Annotated in this window: 15 protein-coding genes; 5 read left to right on the top strand and 10 right to left on the bottom strand. The window is 57.8% G+C overall.

All coding sequences use genetic code 11. The features are described 5' to 3' along the window. The first annotated feature begins 215 nt into the window (after positions 1–215). Positions 216–1646 (top strand): aminotransferase-like domain-containing protein, encoded by a 1431-nt coding sequence (locus tag ASC74_RS18935; RefSeq protein ID WP_056743140.1) that lies wholly within the window; start codon positions 216–218, stop codon positions 1644–1646. 173 nt (positions 1647–1819) lie between these two features. Here ASC74_RS18935 and ASC74_RS18930 read toward each other — a convergent pair whose 3' ends face one another. The 10 genes from ASC74_RS18930 to ASC74_RS18885 form a co-directional block, all read right to left on the bottom strand. Continuing rightward, a complete protein-coding gene (locus ASC74_RS18930) occupies positions 1820–2620 on the bottom strand; it encodes an N-acyl homoserine lactonase family protein (RefSeq protein ID WP_056743139.1) in 801 nt (266 codons plus the stop codon). Between the two features lie 14 nt (positions 2621–2634). Continuing rightward, on the bottom strand, positions 2635–3594 hold the full coding sequence (locus tag ASC74_RS18925) for a diiron oxygenase (protein WP_056743137.1): 960 nt from the start codon (positions 3592–3594) through the stop codon (positions 2635–2637). A 67-nt stretch (positions 3595–3661) separates the two neighbouring features. Beyond that, positions 3662–4420 carry a TauD/TfdA family dioxygenase gene (locus ASC74_RS18920; RefSeq protein WP_056743135.1) on the bottom strand — a complete coding sequence of 253 codons (759 nt, stop codon included), beginning with the start codon at positions 4418–4420 and terminating at the stop codon, positions 3662–3664. Positions 4421–4441: 21 nt separating this feature from the next. Next, a complete protein-coding gene (locus ASC74_RS18915) occupies positions 4442–5314 on the bottom strand; it encodes a branched-chain amino acid aminotransferase (RefSeq protein WP_056743134.1) in 873 nt (290 codons plus the stop codon). A gap of 24 nt (positions 5315–5338) precedes the next feature. Beyond that, on the bottom strand, positions 5339–6679 hold the full coding sequence (locus tag ASC74_RS18910; protein ID WP_056743131.1) for a KamA family radical SAM protein: 1341 nt from the start codon (positions 6677–6679) through the stop codon (positions 5339–5341). A gap of 31 nt (positions 6680–6710) precedes the next feature. After that, entirely contained in the window at positions 6711–7355 is a 645-nt protein-coding gene (gene yfcF / locus ASC74_RS18905) for a glutathione transferase (RefSeq protein WP_056743129.1), read from the bottom strand. 226 nt (positions 7356–7581) lie between these two features. After that, positions 7582–8049, bottom strand: coding sequence for a cupin domain-containing protein (locus ASC74_RS18900; protein ID WP_056743127.1), 468 nt, complete (start codon positions 8047–8049; stop codon positions 7582–7584). An 83-nt stretch (positions 8050–8132) separates the two neighbouring features. Beyond that, positions 8133–8627 (bottom strand): RidA family protein, encoded by a 495-nt coding sequence (locus ASC74_RS18895; RefSeq protein WP_046045959.1) that lies wholly within the window; start codon positions 8625–8627, stop codon positions 8133–8135. A 49-nt stretch (positions 8628–8676) separates the two neighbouring features. Then, the gene (locus tag ASC74_RS18890) at positions 8677–9957 is read right to left on the bottom strand and encodes a biotin carboxylase (RefSeq protein ID WP_056743125.1); all 1281 of its coding nucleotides are present in this window, start codon (positions 9955–9957) and stop codon (positions 8677–8679) included. A gap of 42 nt (positions 9958–9999) precedes the next feature. Next, positions 10000–11100 carry a hypothetical protein gene (locus tag ASC74_RS18885; protein ID WP_046045957.1) on the bottom strand — a complete coding sequence of 367 codons (1101 nt, stop codon included), beginning with the start codon at positions 11098–11100 and terminating at the stop codon, positions 10000–10002. 148 nt (positions 11101–11248) lie between these two features. Between ASC74_RS18885 and ASC74_RS18880 the strand changes: the two genes are divergently transcribed. The 4 genes from ASC74_RS18880 to ASC74_RS18865 all read left to right on the top strand — a co-directional run bounded on the left by ASC74_RS18880 (position 11249) and on the right by ASC74_RS18865 (position 15698). Then, positions 11249–12667, top strand: coding sequence for an aminotransferase-like domain-containing protein (locus ASC74_RS18880; RefSeq protein WP_056743122.1), 1419 nt, complete (start codon positions 11249–11251; stop codon positions 12665–12667). A 561-nt stretch (positions 12668–13228) separates the two neighbouring features. Next, the gene (locus tag ASC74_RS18875; protein ID WP_056743120.1) at positions 13229–13507 is read left to right on the top strand and encodes a DUF3077 domain-containing protein; all 279 of its coding nucleotides are present in this window, start codon (positions 13229–13231) and stop codon (positions 13505–13507) included. 161 nt (positions 13508–13668) lie between these two features. Then, positions 13669–14853, top strand: coding sequence for an ATP-binding protein (locus ASC74_RS18870; protein WP_056743118.1), 1185 nt, complete (start codon positions 13669–13671; stop codon positions 14851–14853). Between the two features lie 161 nt (positions 14854–15014). Further along, the gene (locus ASC74_RS18865) at positions 15015–15698 is read left to right on the top strand and encodes a hypothetical protein (RefSeq protein WP_056743116.1); all 684 of its coding nucleotides are present in this window, start codon (positions 15015–15017) and stop codon (positions 15696–15698) included. Positions 15699–15736: the final 38 nt, after the last annotated feature.

The following is a 15736-nucleotide window of genomic DNA, read 5'->3' as shown; positions in this document are numbered from 1 at the left end:
ACCCACCATTTCCCTTCCTGTCGTCGTCGCCCACACCGAGACAGTTGCAAAGTGCCACCCCGTTCGGCAATCAATGCCCAAAGGCACTCATGCCACGGTGATTCGGCGCCAGAAAAACACTTTTCCTTAACCCTTCAGCACCACGGGTCCGCCTGCAGGGAGCGTCAACTCACTTTCCAGCCCAAGACTTCAGTGGTGCGATTGCTGAGGTCATCATGAACACAACTCCCCTTTATCGTCAGTTAGCCAACCACTACCTCGACGCGATCCGCAGCGGCACCTTGAAAACCGGTGAACGATTTCCCTCCATTCGGCTGATGATGGAAAAACACGCCGTCAGCCTGTCGACCGCAGTGCAGGTTTGCCGGGAACTCGAGGACTGTGGAGTCCTGGAAGCCCGGCCGCGCTCCGGCAACTACATTCGCCAGCCCGATACGTTGCGCAAACCCGTCCCGATCGCGCCTCCCCCGCCGCTGGACACCGGCGTCTACATCGGCATTCACGAGCAGGTGTCATCGGTCCTCAAGGCCAGTCAGCGTGCGACGATCAAGGTCAATTTCGCCAGTGCCTTCTGCGCGTCGGAACTCTATCCGTTGAAGGTCCTGCAAGATCATATGATCAAGGCGCTGCGTCACGATCCGCACTTGCTCGGCGCGGCGGGTTCCACCTGCGGCAACAGCACATTGCGCAGTATTCTTGCGCGACGGGCGCTGACCGCAAAGTCCAACCTGCCAGCGGAAAAGATTGTGATCACCAACGGCGCGACCGAAGCGATCAACCTGGCCTTGCGCGCGGTCACCCAGCCCGGCGACACCGTGGCCGTGGAGTCGCCGACCTTTTACGGTTTGCTGCAAATTCTTGAAAGCCTGAATTTGCGGGTGCTGGAGGTCCAAGCGACTTCGCACGCCGGAATCAATCTGTTCGCCCTCGAACAATTGCTAAAAGGTCCTGAACGGATTCAGGCGCTGATCGTCATTCCCAACCTGCAAAATCCGCTGGGCAGCATCATGCCCGACGCCAACAAGGCGCGGCTGGTGCAGCTGTGCGCCGAGCACGCCACGGTGCTGATCGAAGACGACACCTATGGCGATCTGGTGGATACCGAGCAGCCGCTGTCCACGCTCAAGCACTGGGACCGCACCGACAACGTGATCTATTGCGCATCCCTGAACAAAACCCTGGCACCGGGCATACGCCTGGGCTGGATCAGCGCGGGGAAATGGCACGACCGCGTGGAAATGCTCAAACACACTCAGTCCCGGGGATGTGAGGCGTTGTCGCAACTGGCGGTCAGTGCGTTCATGAAGACACCGTCCTACGAACGTTACCTACGCCGCTTGAGGAAAATCCTGACTCACCAACGCCAGCAAATGAGCGCGGCGATCATTCGCTACTTTCCCGCCGGCACCTGCGTGACCTCCCCTCGGGGCGGTACGTTGTTATGGGTGGAACTGCCGCGCCAGCATTCGTCCATGGCGTTTTTCCATGAGGCGTTGAAGGCCGGCATCCAGATTGCGCCTGGGGATATCTTTTCCAACGCCCAGCGTTTCAATCACTTTGTGCGCATTGGTTGCGGTGCGCCGTATTCACCCCGGATAGATGAAGCGCTGGCGACCCTCGGCCAACTCCTCAAAACCCAAGGCTGAACACGCCCTTGTAGCAGCTGCCGAGCCTGCGAGGCTGCGTTCGGCTGCGAAGCAGTCGTAAAACCATCCAACGCGGTGTTTCAGGTAGACCGAAGTGGCAGGATTGACGACTGCTTCGCAGCCGAACGCAGCCTCGCAGGCTCGGCAGCTGCTACAAGGGTTCAGTGTTGGGTTCAGATCGGGCTTTGGTGCAGGCAAATGATGTGCGGATCGTCATTCCAATGCGGGAAGCGCTCGGCTATCAGCGGGTCATGGCCGGGAATGACATGGTCTTCGCCGTCGGCCAGGCTATCGATCAAACTGAACGCCTCAAGCGTCTGCGCCAGATCATCCAGAATCGGAAACGGACTGCGCTGACGGATGTTGGCCCACAAGTGCGCGGCATCCGAGGCCAGAACAATCCACCCGCGCTCGGTGTTCACCCGCACGACCTGGCTACCCGGTGTATGCCCGCCCACCGGGTGCAACGTTACACCGGGAATCACCTCGACCGTGCCGGTGTGCAAACGCATCCGGCCTTCAAACAGCGGTGGAAGCGCCGACATCACGTCGTCGACCTCGTAGGTTTTGTTAACCGTGTGATGGGCCATTTTCGGCCCGGTGCAGAAGCGCAGTTCCGCTTCTTGCAGATGCACCGTGGCCTTCGGAAAAAGCCCCAGATTGCCGGCGTGATCCCAGTGCAAATGGGTGAGGATCAGGTTGTCGACCTGTGCCGGATCAATATCCAGTTGGCGTAGGGATTCTTCCGGCAGGCGATACATCTGACGGTTGCGCCGGTCTGCCGTGGCCGGTTGAAAACAGGTGTCGACCACGATCACCTGCTGCTCGTTACGAATGACCCAGAAGTAATAATCCAACGGCATCGACGCATTCGGATCACCGCAGCAGGCGTCGTAGAGAAAGTTTTCCCGGGCGGTGCGCTGGGCATTGGCGCCGACACGGATCGCGAACACTTCGTACACAGGAACGGACATATGCACCTCCTGGTTCAGGCCGCTGCGGTGGCGTTGAGGGTCGGACGGAAGTCGAAATCGATTTCGTCGCTGATGCCCAGATCCTGGGCCAGACGATGCAGGCCACTGTAGTCCCGCATGATCGTGGCGTTCTTGTTGCTCTCCCGGGTGTCGGCGATGATCAGCGCGGCATCCTCGACCCCCAGCTGCGTGAGAATCGCCTCCCACATCGAGTAGTCCTGGGCGACAAAAGCACTCAGCGCCACCGACAACGTACGAGCGAAAAACGCCCGTTGGGTCGGCTGCATGTTCGCGTACATGACCTTCGCCACTTCGGCGAGAATTTTGCTGTGGGCATATTCGTCGCGGTTATGCAGTTCGGCCACGCGGCGGTTTTGCGGTTGAATGCTCTGGTCGTCGGCCAGCAAATCCAGATAGGCGTTGACGCTGATCTCGGCCACCACCGCAAAGGTGATCGCCGCCAGGTCGCGCTGCCACTGCTCCGGCAGTTCTTCGCGCAGGGCGATCAGCCGCAGGTAGGTGACCGACGGCGGCAAATCCAGATCCTGATCGAGCGCTCGCTCCAGCTTGGTCCGTTCGATGGCCCGCAGGTGCATGAGCGTGTGGTAGTGCTCGTCGATCAACGTCTGTTGCATGGCCTCGCGAAAATGCCAGTCGTCCTTGCCCAGGTATTGATTGGCGATGACGCTCAGCGCCGGGTTCACCACGTGTTCTTCGGCGGTCACCGTGCGCAGGTTGTAGCCGATCCAGCCCCAGGTCACCACGGTGCTTTTGAGTTCATCACTCAAGGCCTGGAATTTCGGATGATGGAAAAACGGCACCATGCACTCCGGGTAATCCGGACGTGCCGGATCGAACGCTTCGCTGGCCTCGGCCTTGTCCGGGGCGCAGACCGTGGCCCGTTTGGTCCAGGCCTGATTGAGCCGCACGACCAGTTGATGATCGACCTTGGCGATCTCGATTGCTGTTTGCATGACGCGACACCTGTAGGACGCGTACCCGATGACGGGTACGCCAATAGAATTAAGGGCGACGGATGAATCAGGCCAGCCAGTAGCGGGTCAGGTTTCGCGTCGGGTCAGTGTATCGGCTGCGGGCGTGGATCATTCGCCAGTTGTCCCAAATCAGCAGGCATCCGTCGGGAATCAGCACCGGTGTGTTGTGTTCAACGAAATATGCTTCGCCCAGGACTGCAAACCTGGCCAGTGGCGACGAGCTGTTGGCGACTTGCGAGTGCAGCAGCGCTTCCTTGGAAGGATTCACATCGCCGTAGTGAAACTGGTTGTAGCTGAAGCGGAAAATATCCCCGTCCTCTGTAGGCGTCAGGATGTATTCCTTGACCCGGCGTTGCGCGGCTTCACCGGGTTTGGCGGTGGCGACGAACTCCACAGGCGTGTCGTCGATCCATTCACGCAGCTCGGGATCGGTGCGTTCAAGGAACGCCAGCAATTCATAACCGTCCACCAGCCCTGTATGCCCGCCACCACACGTGGCCTGTTGATGACAATGCAACGCCAGGTAGCGCGGCGGCGGTCCGTAAACCGGCGCTTCGGTGTGTGGGCCGATACCGTTCATGCTCTGGGAATACGGCAAGTCTTCGTACCCCGGCTTGCGGGTGATGGCGAACGCGGTCTGCCCGTTGAATTGCGGAATGACCGGGCCGAATTCCTGCAGCGTGCCGAGCACGTCGTCGGCGAACTCGTCCGGCGTCAACACCGTCCAGCCTCGCGCCGACAATTCTTCATGGCGGTGGCCCAGTGAAACGTAAGGTTTAGACGCGACAATCCCTTGATCTGACATGGTGAGATTCCTGGCTGTTTATCAGGCGTTGACGGTTGAGGTGTAGGCGGCAATGAATTCGCGGCAGGCGTTGCCCGGTCGATAGCGATGTTCATCGATGCGCTGCACAGGTGTGATTTCGGCAGCGGTCCCGGTGAGAAAACACTCGTCGAAGTCGCCAAGCTCCGTAGGAACAATGGTTCGCTCGACCACCTGGTAATCCAGCGCCTTGGCCAGTTCGATGACGGTCTGACGAGTAATGCCGTTGAGGAAACAATCCGGCACCGGGGTGTGCAACGTCCGACCTTTGACGAAGAACACGTTGGCGCTGGTGGCTTCGGCAACGTTGCCGCGCCAGTCGAGCATCAAGGCGTCGTGGAAACCGTTATTTTCAGCATCGTGCTTGCTCAGCGTGGCGATCTGATAATGCCCGGATGCCTTGGCTTCAAACGGGCTGCAGCTCGGTGGCGGACGACGCCACTCAGCGGTTTTCAAGCGAATGCCGGCCATGTGCCCGGCCGGGTCGAAATAGCTCGGCCATTGCCAGCAGGCGATCGCCACGTGGACGCTGTTGAAGCGAGCCGAGGTGGAAATCATTTCACTGCCGCGCCAGGCCACTGGCCGCAGATAACCGTCGACCACGTTGTTGCGTTGCAGCAGCTCATGGCTGGCCGCTTCCAGTTCGGCCAGCTCATAGGGAATGACGAAATCCATCAACTGAGCCGAACGATACAAACGCTCGCTGTGTTCGCGCAGTTTGAAGATCTTGCCGTTGTAGACACGCTCTCCCTCATACACCGTGCTCGCGTAGTGCAGACCATGGGTCAGCACATGCAGCCGCGCCTGGGACCACTCGACGAACTCGCCGTCGAGCCAGATGAAACCTTCTCGCTGATCAAACGGAATACCGCTCATATCCATATCTCCTGATGAATCGTCCTACGCCGTTTCGAGCAGAACCGGTATCAATTCGGGCGCAGCCACAGGCTCGGGCTGAAAGAAGAACAAACGCTCACCGAACGCCGGCCGCAACTCATCGAACCAGGTCGCTTGCGGATCGAATCGCGCATAGAACGTGCGCAACACCCATTGCGGATCGCGAGCCTGGAGGAACTGCAGCACGAAGACTTTTTCCCCGGCCACGGTTTCGATGCCGTTGATCAAGACCTTGCCGTAGAAGGTGCTCATGGACGGACCGCGAACCGTGCGCGCCAATCCGGACACCGTGCGGTACGCCGCCTGAAAGATCTCGAATGCCCGGGCCAGCGGCATCGCGAAATAATGGCTGGGGCCGGTATCGCGCTCGACAAACATGTAATAAGGCACCGCGCCGAGCCGCACGCCTTCGGTCCAGAGCGCGGCCCAATCAGCGGGGTTCTCGTTGATGTGCCGAATCACCGGCGCCTGCATGCGCAACGTGGCGCCGCTGGAACGAATGCGTTCGATGGCCTGGCGGGCGATGTCCTGACGGATCTCCACCGGGTGGTTGTAGTGCCCCATGATCGAGAGGTTTTTCCCCGCCGCGACGATCCGCTTAAACAGCTCCAGCAGCTCGGGCGCGTCCTTGTCGCTGACAAACCGTTGCGGCCAATACGCCACGGATTTGGTGCCGATGCGGATGTTTTTCAGGTGGGGCAATTCCAGCAACGGCTCGATGTAACCGGCCAGCGAACGGGTGTTCATGATCATCGGATCGCCCCCGGTGATCAGCACGTCGGTGACTTCGGTGTGCACCCGCAGGTAACTCACCAACTCCTGGGATTCGCGCGCATTGAACTTGAGTTCTTCTTCGCCGATGAACTGCGCCCAGCGGAAACAGAACGTGCAGTAGGCGTGACAGGTCTGACCGGCGCCAGGGAAAAACAGCACGGTTTCGCGGTACTTGTGCTGAATGCCCGGCAGGACTTTTCCGTCGAGAGTCGCGCCGTTGTGGGTCAGCTGCCCGGCCGGATGCGGGTTCATCCGCAACCAGATCGCCTCGATCCGCCGCTTGATGGCGACACTGTCATCCCGTTCGATCAGTTGCTTGAGCGACGCGTACTCGTCCGGCAGCAGCATGTCCTTGTGGGGAAAGGTCATGCGGAAAATCGGATCGTCCGGGATGTTGTTCCAGTCGATCAACGTGCCCAGTACATATTCATTGGTGCGAAACGGCATGACCCGGGCCACGACGGTCATGGCTTCCTGCAACGCTGGCGTCAGTTTCTGCCAGTACGGCGTGTCTCGAATGGTGCGTGAGTTATAAGGCTTGTAGCGTTCCTGCTCCGACATTCCCTGCATGGCAGCGCTCCTGGTGATTGTCTTGCAGTTCTTACTGGATGGCCGGCGCTGCGCGCTCTATGTCCATCCATGCCCGAACACTGTCGCGATCCCACTGGCGGCGGACATACGCGGCGAGTCGGGAGGGAACCTGATCACCATTGGCGACCAATCGGTTGAGCATGATTGCCAGGTCGGTGTCGGCAATGCTCCAGTCACCGAACAGGTGCTCGGCGCCCCCCTCCAGCAATCGATCGGCGACAAAAAACAACCGGTCGACGGCGGCCAGGGCATCGTCGGACAGCGGAGTATCTTTTTTGCCGAAATAAATAAGATCCGCCGGGCGTTCTTTGCGAATGACCAACAAATCACTGCGCAACCAGGCCTGGAGTTGACGGGCGCGAGCTCGCTGCTTGATGTCCGCCGGCAATAGTCTGTTATGCCCCGGCGCTACTTCTTCCAGGTATTCGGCAATGGCCGAAGATTCCGACAATGCGAAACCCTGGTGAATGAGCGTGGGGATCTTGCAGGTGAGAGACAGATCACGATAACTCGCTTGATAGTTATCCCGCGCCTTTAAATCCAGCGTGACCAGTTCAAACGAAAGTTGCTTTTCCTTGAGCGCCACAAAAGCCGACATTGCAAAAGCACTGACAAAATCTGCGCCGACATAGAGTTTAAGCTTTGTACTATCCATAGAACGCTCCCTTGCATTAACCACATTAATCCGTTGCCTTGGAAGCGATCGTAGTTAGTTGATCAAGCGCTGAACAGATACAGAAATTATCTGTTTCCATCGATACAGAAAGTTCAAAAATGCAGATCGTCAGGAGGATTCGGCAGGGCCGCAGAAAAGAAAAAGGGAGTCAGCGAACGCTGACTCCCTGGTGTGCAACGAAGGGAACATGACGGTTGGACAGTGATCAGGCCTGGCGATCGCCCAGATTGGAGAGCGACGCCATTTGCGGCATGTTGCTCATGTTCAGCATCGCCAGCGGCTCGTCGTCGCTGGTGTTGACGAAGCCGTGCCGGGTCCATGCAGGCACCAGCAGCACATCGCCCATGCTGACGCTCACTTCATCGGCATCGCCCAAGGTCAACGCGCCGCTGCCGGACTGAATGATGAACAGGTGCCACCACGAATGAGCATGCCCGTTCAACACTGCACCCGGTTTCAACCATTGCATGGAGACCGCCATCCCTGGCGTCAACTTGCAACCTTCGATGCTGTTGTCATGGGCCAGCGCGACAATATCGACTTCGCTGGCCTCGAGGCTCTGACGCATGTCTGTCAGTTCACCCTTCTTCCACACCTGTGCACTGACCGGCGGCTGGTGCAAACTCTGACGAAAGTCCTTATATGAAAAAAACGCACCTTGAACGTTATTCATCGCGAGTTCCAACTTATGTTGTCGACTTTAATGACCGAACCTTAGGCCAACCATTCAGCACTGTAAAGCCGAACAACTAACACTTATAACGCTGACGGTTTCAGCGCTGCAATCATGTCGACTTCTATCGCAGCATTTTTCGGTAACTGATAAACACCCACGGTCGTTCGGGTATGTTTACCGGCGTCCCCCAATACATGACTGAATACATCCGACGCGCCATTGGCCACTTCGCTGAGATCAACAAAGTCTGCCGTGGATTTCACATAGACCGTTATCCGTATCAGCGACTTTATTTTATCCAGCGAACCAATGGCATCAACGATCAGCGCCAGCCCGCGCATCGCACTGATGCTGGCTGCCGTTTGAGCATCCGCCATGTTCAATTCCAGGCCGACTCTGCCGGGGTACTGGATTTTGCCGTTCATGCGCGGCACCAGACCGCTGATGTACAGCTCATCATGATGCCGAACCAGCGGGGCATAATGCCCGCCGGCGGTGTTCTCGCCGTAGATGTCATAGCCGAGCTCTTTTGCCAGGTCGATGAAACGCTCATCACAGCTCTTTTGCTCAATCATTTACCAAACCCTCTGAATCAATAATGCAAAAAAACGCAGGTCCCACCGCTCAGCCACAGGCCCTCGTCGCCGGGGCCAGGCAGGTGACCTCGACGCGTGACTCGATCGCTTCTGCCAGCCGCAACAGGTTGTCGCTGAGTTGTCCGTAGTCCTTGCTGAACAACACGATGTGGCCGATGAATGAGGTGTTGTCTTTCACCAATGCCGTGACCGAATCACCGACGCGCTTGGCATACAGCGCTTCCACCAGTTCGATGTTCAGTTTCCGGGCCAGCGATTCGATGTCTGGCGTGGCACGCAAAAGACCGTCAGCCGGCGCTCTGAGCAGACGGATGCCGCAGTAACCCCGGGCGACGGGATCATGGTGTTCGGTCTTGCCTTCCACCGCCCATCTGACCCAGCTTTCCCACGGATCGAAATCCACGAACGCCAGACGGGCCAGGTCCCAGATGTGCATGCCGCCGGGGCGCATGTTGGTTTCCACTGCCGAGGTCAGGCCGTCGGCGCGCAGGAAAACTTCGTTGTGGTAGGCGCCGTTATCCAGCGAGACCAACGCCGACATGTGCCGCCCCGCTGCCGACAATCGAGCCTGCACGTCGGCCGTCAACGGCGCGGGAACCACCTGCTGGATTTCCGCGCGATAGGCGCCTTCAGTGGTGGTTTTTTCGGTAACCCAGGTGCTGCCGGCCACGTAATCCCAGCTGTATTCCCGGGCGTTCTGGATCAGTTCTTCGAGCACAATGCCGCCTTCGCGATACGGCTTGAGTGCCTGCCAGGCCTCGTCGCATTCGGACGGATGATGGATGACCCGGCAACCTCTGCTCGCCCCTTCACACGCCGGTTTGATAAAGGCTTTGCCGCCCAGCTCGATGACCCTCTGGCGCAGTTCGGGCAAGCTCTCGATGCGTACGGAAAACACCGGACGGTAATCCTGCGGTGAAGTGCTGGCCGCCGCTTCCAGTTTGCGAAAGATCTGCTTGTCCAGCCCCGCCCGCGCCTCGCCCGGGGTGATGCCGGGCAGGCCGAAATGGGAAGCCAGCGCGGCACCGAGCAACACGCCACGGTCGGAGAAAGGCAGAACCCCGATCAGCTTCCATCGATCGGCGTTCAGACAGCCCACCACCAGTTCCAGGGAGGTCGCTACCGCTTCGGGCGCCAGTGAAGTGCTGCAGACGTGATCCGCCACTTGCTCGTCATCGGGCTGAATCTGATCGACCAGCAAGATGAGCCGGGCGTCATAGAGCGTCTTGCAGAGCTCGCGCAGTTTCTGGATGTCGTGAACCCGATTGCCGTTGTACCCGACCACGACTACGCATGATGTCGTATTCATGAAGCCTCCGACCTGTGAAGTGAATAACGCATCCGCGATGAGTCAGTCGTGCAACGACGCATTGGATTTACGGTTGAGGTAGTACCAGGCCAGGATCCCGCCCGCGCCAATGGCGGCCAGCACCAGTGCGTTGTACGGCGGCGGCACGACCCGCATGATCAGCACCGTCAGCCCGGCGCCAACGCCGAGGGAGACTTCCTTGACGAACATGTTGTTTTGTTTGACGGAGAAGTAATCGAGGTAGCTGAACGCGCATTCGGCGAGGGACAGCAGCGCCACCCAGATCAGCGCGCCAGCAAGGGTTTCGACGTGAAAAGCGGCGGGAGACGAGAGCACCGCAAAACCACCGACGATGATCCCGATCACGGCGACCACCTTGAAGCGCCCGGTGCGTTCGATCAGTTTCATCATCGGCACCTGAGCGAACACCACCACCGCGCTGTTGAGGATCAGCATCAGGCCATACCAGGCCGGTAATTCACCGGTTTCGAGCAGGATGGCTTGCGGCAGGATCGAGAACACGCCAAACAGTTTGATCCCCATGATGATGCCGGCGATCACCCACGGCAGTTTGTTGCGCCAGCCGCTGCCGTCCTGGGTCACCGGGTGGGCCACCACCGGTTGAGTGGTGAACGTTGCGCCCATGGCGATGGGCAAACAGAGCAGCACGAATGCGGCGGCGCCGAGGAAAAACATCGTTGGGGTCAACAAGGGCGAGAGCAGGATCAAGCCCGCCAGCAGGCTGCCCATGTTCATGGCGACGCGGTTGTAGGCCGCGCCCTCTTTGGTCTGCGCTGCTTCGCTCTTGATCAGGTAACCGGCAATCGCAATGCCGTAGGCAAACAACGCGGCGGCGAACATCACCATGCCCTGATTGCTGGTGACCGCGAGCAAGACCAATCCGAGGGCGGCGCACAGCAACGTGACGCTCAGCGAACGCCGGCCCAACACCAACAAGGTCAGCGGCAACAGCAACAGCAAGGCCCGATAACCGAGGGCGAGGATGCTGTTGGTGGCGGTGTCGAGCCAGACGTTGGCCTTGCCCAGCACGGCAAACAGCGACACGGCCGTGATGATTCGGATTGTGAACAGGCGAATGTTAATCACCGGTTTGGCTATGGCGACCGTTGTTTCTACACTCATGCAACACCTCTGGAACCAAGCGATTGCCAAGGCCACAGGCGCCGACAATCAGGAAAGTCTGTAAGGTATGGTAGAGAGAGACGCTTATTTTCATCAGAGCAAGTTCGTATAGAATCCAACGAACTTTACTGCCGGAGAGACCAGTAAAATGCAGGTTCAGCGCGCAGTGATCGCCGCCATCGAGTTCCAGCAGGGTGTACCGCTGGTTCAGCAGATCGTCGATCAGTTATCGGAGGCAATCAGCCACGGAGGCTTGCCTCACGGCTCCCGGCTGCCGCCGATTCGCGAACTCTCCGAAATGATGAACGTAGGCAAATCCACGGTGGTGGATGCTCTGGACCGCTTGCGGGCCAAGGGTTTGGTGGTTTCACGCCAGGGCTCGGGGCATTACGTGCACCGTTCCAGCACCACCATCAAGGCCGATGCCGGCCCGGACCTGCAACCTCAAGACACGCTCAGCGTGGTCCGCCGCGCGGTGCTGCTGGACAATGGCGCGCTGCGCCCTGGGGCCGGTTTCCTGCCGTCCTCGTGGCTGCCGGCTGACGAGTTGCTGAAAGCCGTGCGCGGCACCCTGCGCGCAACCTCCCTGCGCATGGGCGAGTACGGCGTCGCCGGCGGTTACCTGCCGCTGCGCGAAGCGTTGCGGGTCAAGTTGTCGGCCTTGGGCATCGAAGTGCCGGTGGATCAGATCATCACCACGGCCAACACCGTGCAGGCCATCGACATGCTGATGCGCCTGCTGGTCAAACCCGGCGACACGGTGCTGCTCGACGATCCGTGTTACTTCACCATGCACACCAATCTGGCCTTGCATGGTGCCAAGGTCATCACCATCCCCCGCGGGAGTGACGGCATGGACCTTGAGGTCTTCGAGCAACTGCTGATTGCCCATCGTCCCGTGCTTTACATGACCAACAGCACCCTGCACAACCCGACCGGGCATTCGTTCTCCCCAGCGCAGGTTTATCGCTTGCTGGAGTTGAGCCATCGCTATGGTTTCCACATCGTCGAAGACGACTTGTATTGCGACTTGCAGCAACGAAGCACGCCACGTCTGGCAGCAGGCGGGCTGGACAACGTCAGTTACGTGTCCGGTTTCTCCAAGACCCTGACGGCTAACAGCCGCGTCAGCTACGCGGTGCTTTCACCGCAACTGGCCGCACGGCTGGTTGCGCTCAAAATGGCCGCCGGTGGCATGACTTCGGAACTGGCGGAGCAAATTATCTGCACGATGCTCAGTGACGGCAGCTATGCCAAACATACCCGGCGCACCGTGGATCGGCTTTATGAGTCGAGCAGTCGGGTGACGAGTTGGCTGGAGGAGGCAGGTTGCTCGGTGTCTTCGCTGCCGGGGGAAGGGTTGTTTATCTGGACGCGTCTGCCCGAAGGGCTGGATGCCGAAACGCTGGCAAGGAAAGGCCTGGAAATCGACCTTGTACTGGCGCCCGGCACCCTGCTCAGCAAAGCGCCGAGCGCTAGCCACTTCCTGCGTTTCAACGTGGCGCACAGCGATAACAGCCAGGTGCGGGAGCGGTTTTTCCGGTTGCTCGACACACCAAGTAAATAACTGACTGATATCAATCCTGTGGGAGCGGGCTTGCCCGCGAAGGCGGCGCATCAGGCAACATCAATACTGACTGTGACGACCTCTTCGCGGGCAAGCCCGCTCCCACAAGGATTGTGGTGATCACACTGTCGACCGACAGGATCAGACCAAAGTCATCTTCTACAAGATATGTCGCCTGACATGCTCACAAGCCACCAGATCGCTACGATTGCGGCTTCTGAAAATGCCCGATAGTTTGAGGCTGTCGCTGCCAATTCAGCGACCGGGCCTGATAACCCGGTAATATGCGCGCGTACCAGCGCCCAAATCACGATTGCAGGCGTTTTTTTATGTCTGCAAACTCGTGCAATGGCGGCTGTGCGCGGGAGACCTTCGGGTCTGCCGGGTCGTGCATACCGGTTTATCAGCCTGCGCATAGCTGCCACCCATTCGCCTGATAACGAACGTGGCAGCTCTACTTTGGTTCTGGAGTTTGCTCATGCACGTTATTGATCCGTCCAAAATCTGCACCTCTGCTCCACCGGTCATCCCCCACCAGCGCCCAACCACTGGAGGTGCCCAATGACCAATCCCCAAGACCTGAAAACCATCGGTTTCACCCCTTTCTCCTACCACGCCAACCAACCGCTATTTCGCATCAATGCCGGTGTCCCGGTGATCAAAGCCCTCTCTCACGCCTCCGACCTGCTCCATATCGCCAAACTTCTCGCATCAGACGCCGCCATGATCCGAGACACCGACCGCCATGCCTGGGCGTCGCATTTTTTGCAGGACATGAGCAAAGCGATCATCGATGACGTGGCGAAGGTGCTCGACGCACCGGGTAACAACCAGACCTAAACGAAAAGCCCCGCACTTCTTTCGAAACGCGGGGCTTTTAGTGCAGAGTTACAAATGTTGACTGGCTTTCAGCCTGTGTACCTTTGAGGTTTCTAGCCACTTATTTGCGGTTATAGTTAATTATCACTATAACTACCTATATCTTCCTATGAGCTCAAGACGTGGATAAAAACATCAATCCGTTCAACCCTGGTGCAGGTGTGTCACCACCAGAGCTAGCGGGACGCTCCGAGGTGCTGGGAACTGCTGAAACCGCACTGGAGCGCACCAAGCGTGGAAAACACGCGAAATCCCTGATGATTTTGGGCTTGCGCGGGGTCGGGAAGACTGTGCTTTTGAATCAAATCAAGGATCGCGCAGTCAGTCTGGACTATCTCGCCGAAATGCAGGAGGCCCACGATGGAGCAGAGCTTAAGCAGCTGCTGATACCCGTGCTGCGTCGTTTACTACTGCGTTTAGATCGGATGCAAAATACTGTCGAGGCGGTAAAAAAAGGTATCCGGGTACTCCGTAGTTTTATCGGCAATATCACCATTGCCGCAGGTGGTGCGGAGGTTACCTTGGGGGGTGATTCCGAAGCCGGCTATGCGGACAGCGGGAACCTTGAAGATGATTTGAGAGACGTCTTAATCGCAACTGGAGAGGCTGCCAGAGACGCAGGCAAACCTGTAGCCATTCTGATCGATGAATTGCAGTACCTTTCCAAAGACGAACTGGGCGCACTGATTCGTGGTATGCACGCCATTAACCAGGCTGGCTTGCCTTTGATCCTTTTTGGCGCTGGCCTCCCTCAGTTGGCTGGACAAGCCGGTGATGCCAAAAGCTACGCTGAGCGACTATTTGAATTCCCCCGTTTAGGTGCGCTGTTAGAAGTTGATGCCTGGAAAGCAATCCGCGATCCGGTAGAAGACGAAGGTGCAGCTATATCTGAAGAGGCTTTAAAAGAGATCTACGATAAAACACACGGCTACCCCTACTTTCTTCAGGAATGGGGTTATACCGCATGGAATTTAGCTGAAGGAGAAACCATCACTGAACAGGATGCTCGCACTGCCACCGTTGAAAGCATTCGAAAGCTCGATGAGTCATTTTTCCGGGTTCGCTTTGACCGAACGACTCCTGCTGAGCGGGATTACATGCGTTGTTTGGCTGAGTTAGGCGAAGGACCCCAACGCTCAGCGGATGTAGCGACAGCCTTGGGTCGAACTGCAACAAGCCTAGGCCCAGTACGGGACAGCTTGATCAAGAAAGGAATGATCTACAGCCCTGAATATGCGCAAATCGCTTTCACAGTACCGCTTTTTGACGAATTCATGAGGAGGGTTACCGCAGCACCACCTCAGTAGGTGAGACTACCAATAGCGCAACAGGCTCGGGGGTTTGCCGCCAGAAATTCCGAAAAGTAGCCCCACCATCTCTAGAAGAGCGGGGCTTTAGATACTTCCCAGATGCCATACGGCGCTTTCCCAGATGACATGATCTTCCTTTGAACAAGCAGGAGGCATTGATGGAAGTGTTCAGCTACAAGATGACCCATGACTCTGGGTTTGCGCCGAACCCGTTCGGCCATACGCTCACACTGGCTACCTGTAAACCGTATATGAGGAAATCCAAGGGTAAAGGCCAATGGATTGCTGGCTTCACTTCAGTTGACCTGAATCGTGACCCTGTAGGTGAAGAGCGGCTCGTTTACTTGATGCGGGTTGGCGAAAAACTCCATATGCGCGACTACTTCGCCGACCCACGCTTTCAAGACAAAATCCCGTGCGCCAATTCAACGGATCCTATCAGAAGAGTCGGGGACAGCATCTACCGTCCCTTGGTACCCGGAGCATCTGAGCCCTCTCATTTCGAACAGATCAAAAACCCGCACCACTGGGCAATTAATAAGCCGTGTCAAAAGCACCTAAATGATGACATTTTTGGTCAGTACGTCTTGATAGCCGATTTGTTTTACTACTTTGGATCTTGCCCTGTGAACGTTCCCGCTGAGTATTGGCTTCGGGTGCCGCAAGGCCCGGCGAAAGAGGGCTACATCACTCCTCCTTCCCAGGCAGAGCGCTTCATCCGCTTCATACAGGAAAACTACAAACAAGGACTTCATTGCAATCCAACCGATTGGTCGGAGGATGAAGTCATGAAAAAATCTTCCTGCGGAGAAAGGTCATGTGGATCATCTGGCAAGAAGTAAAGCCAGTTCTGAATCACCTGAATCACACCCAATAAAAA

The sequence above is a fragment of the Pseudomonas sp. Root329 genome (assembly GCF_001424925.1).
In the GTDB taxonomy this organism is placed as follows: domain Bacteria; phylum Pseudomonadota; class Gammaproteobacteria; order Pseudomonadales; family Pseudomonadaceae; genus Aquipseudomonas; species Aquipseudomonas arabinosi.
This window is presented reverse-complemented; position numbering and strand designations above follow the sequence as displayed.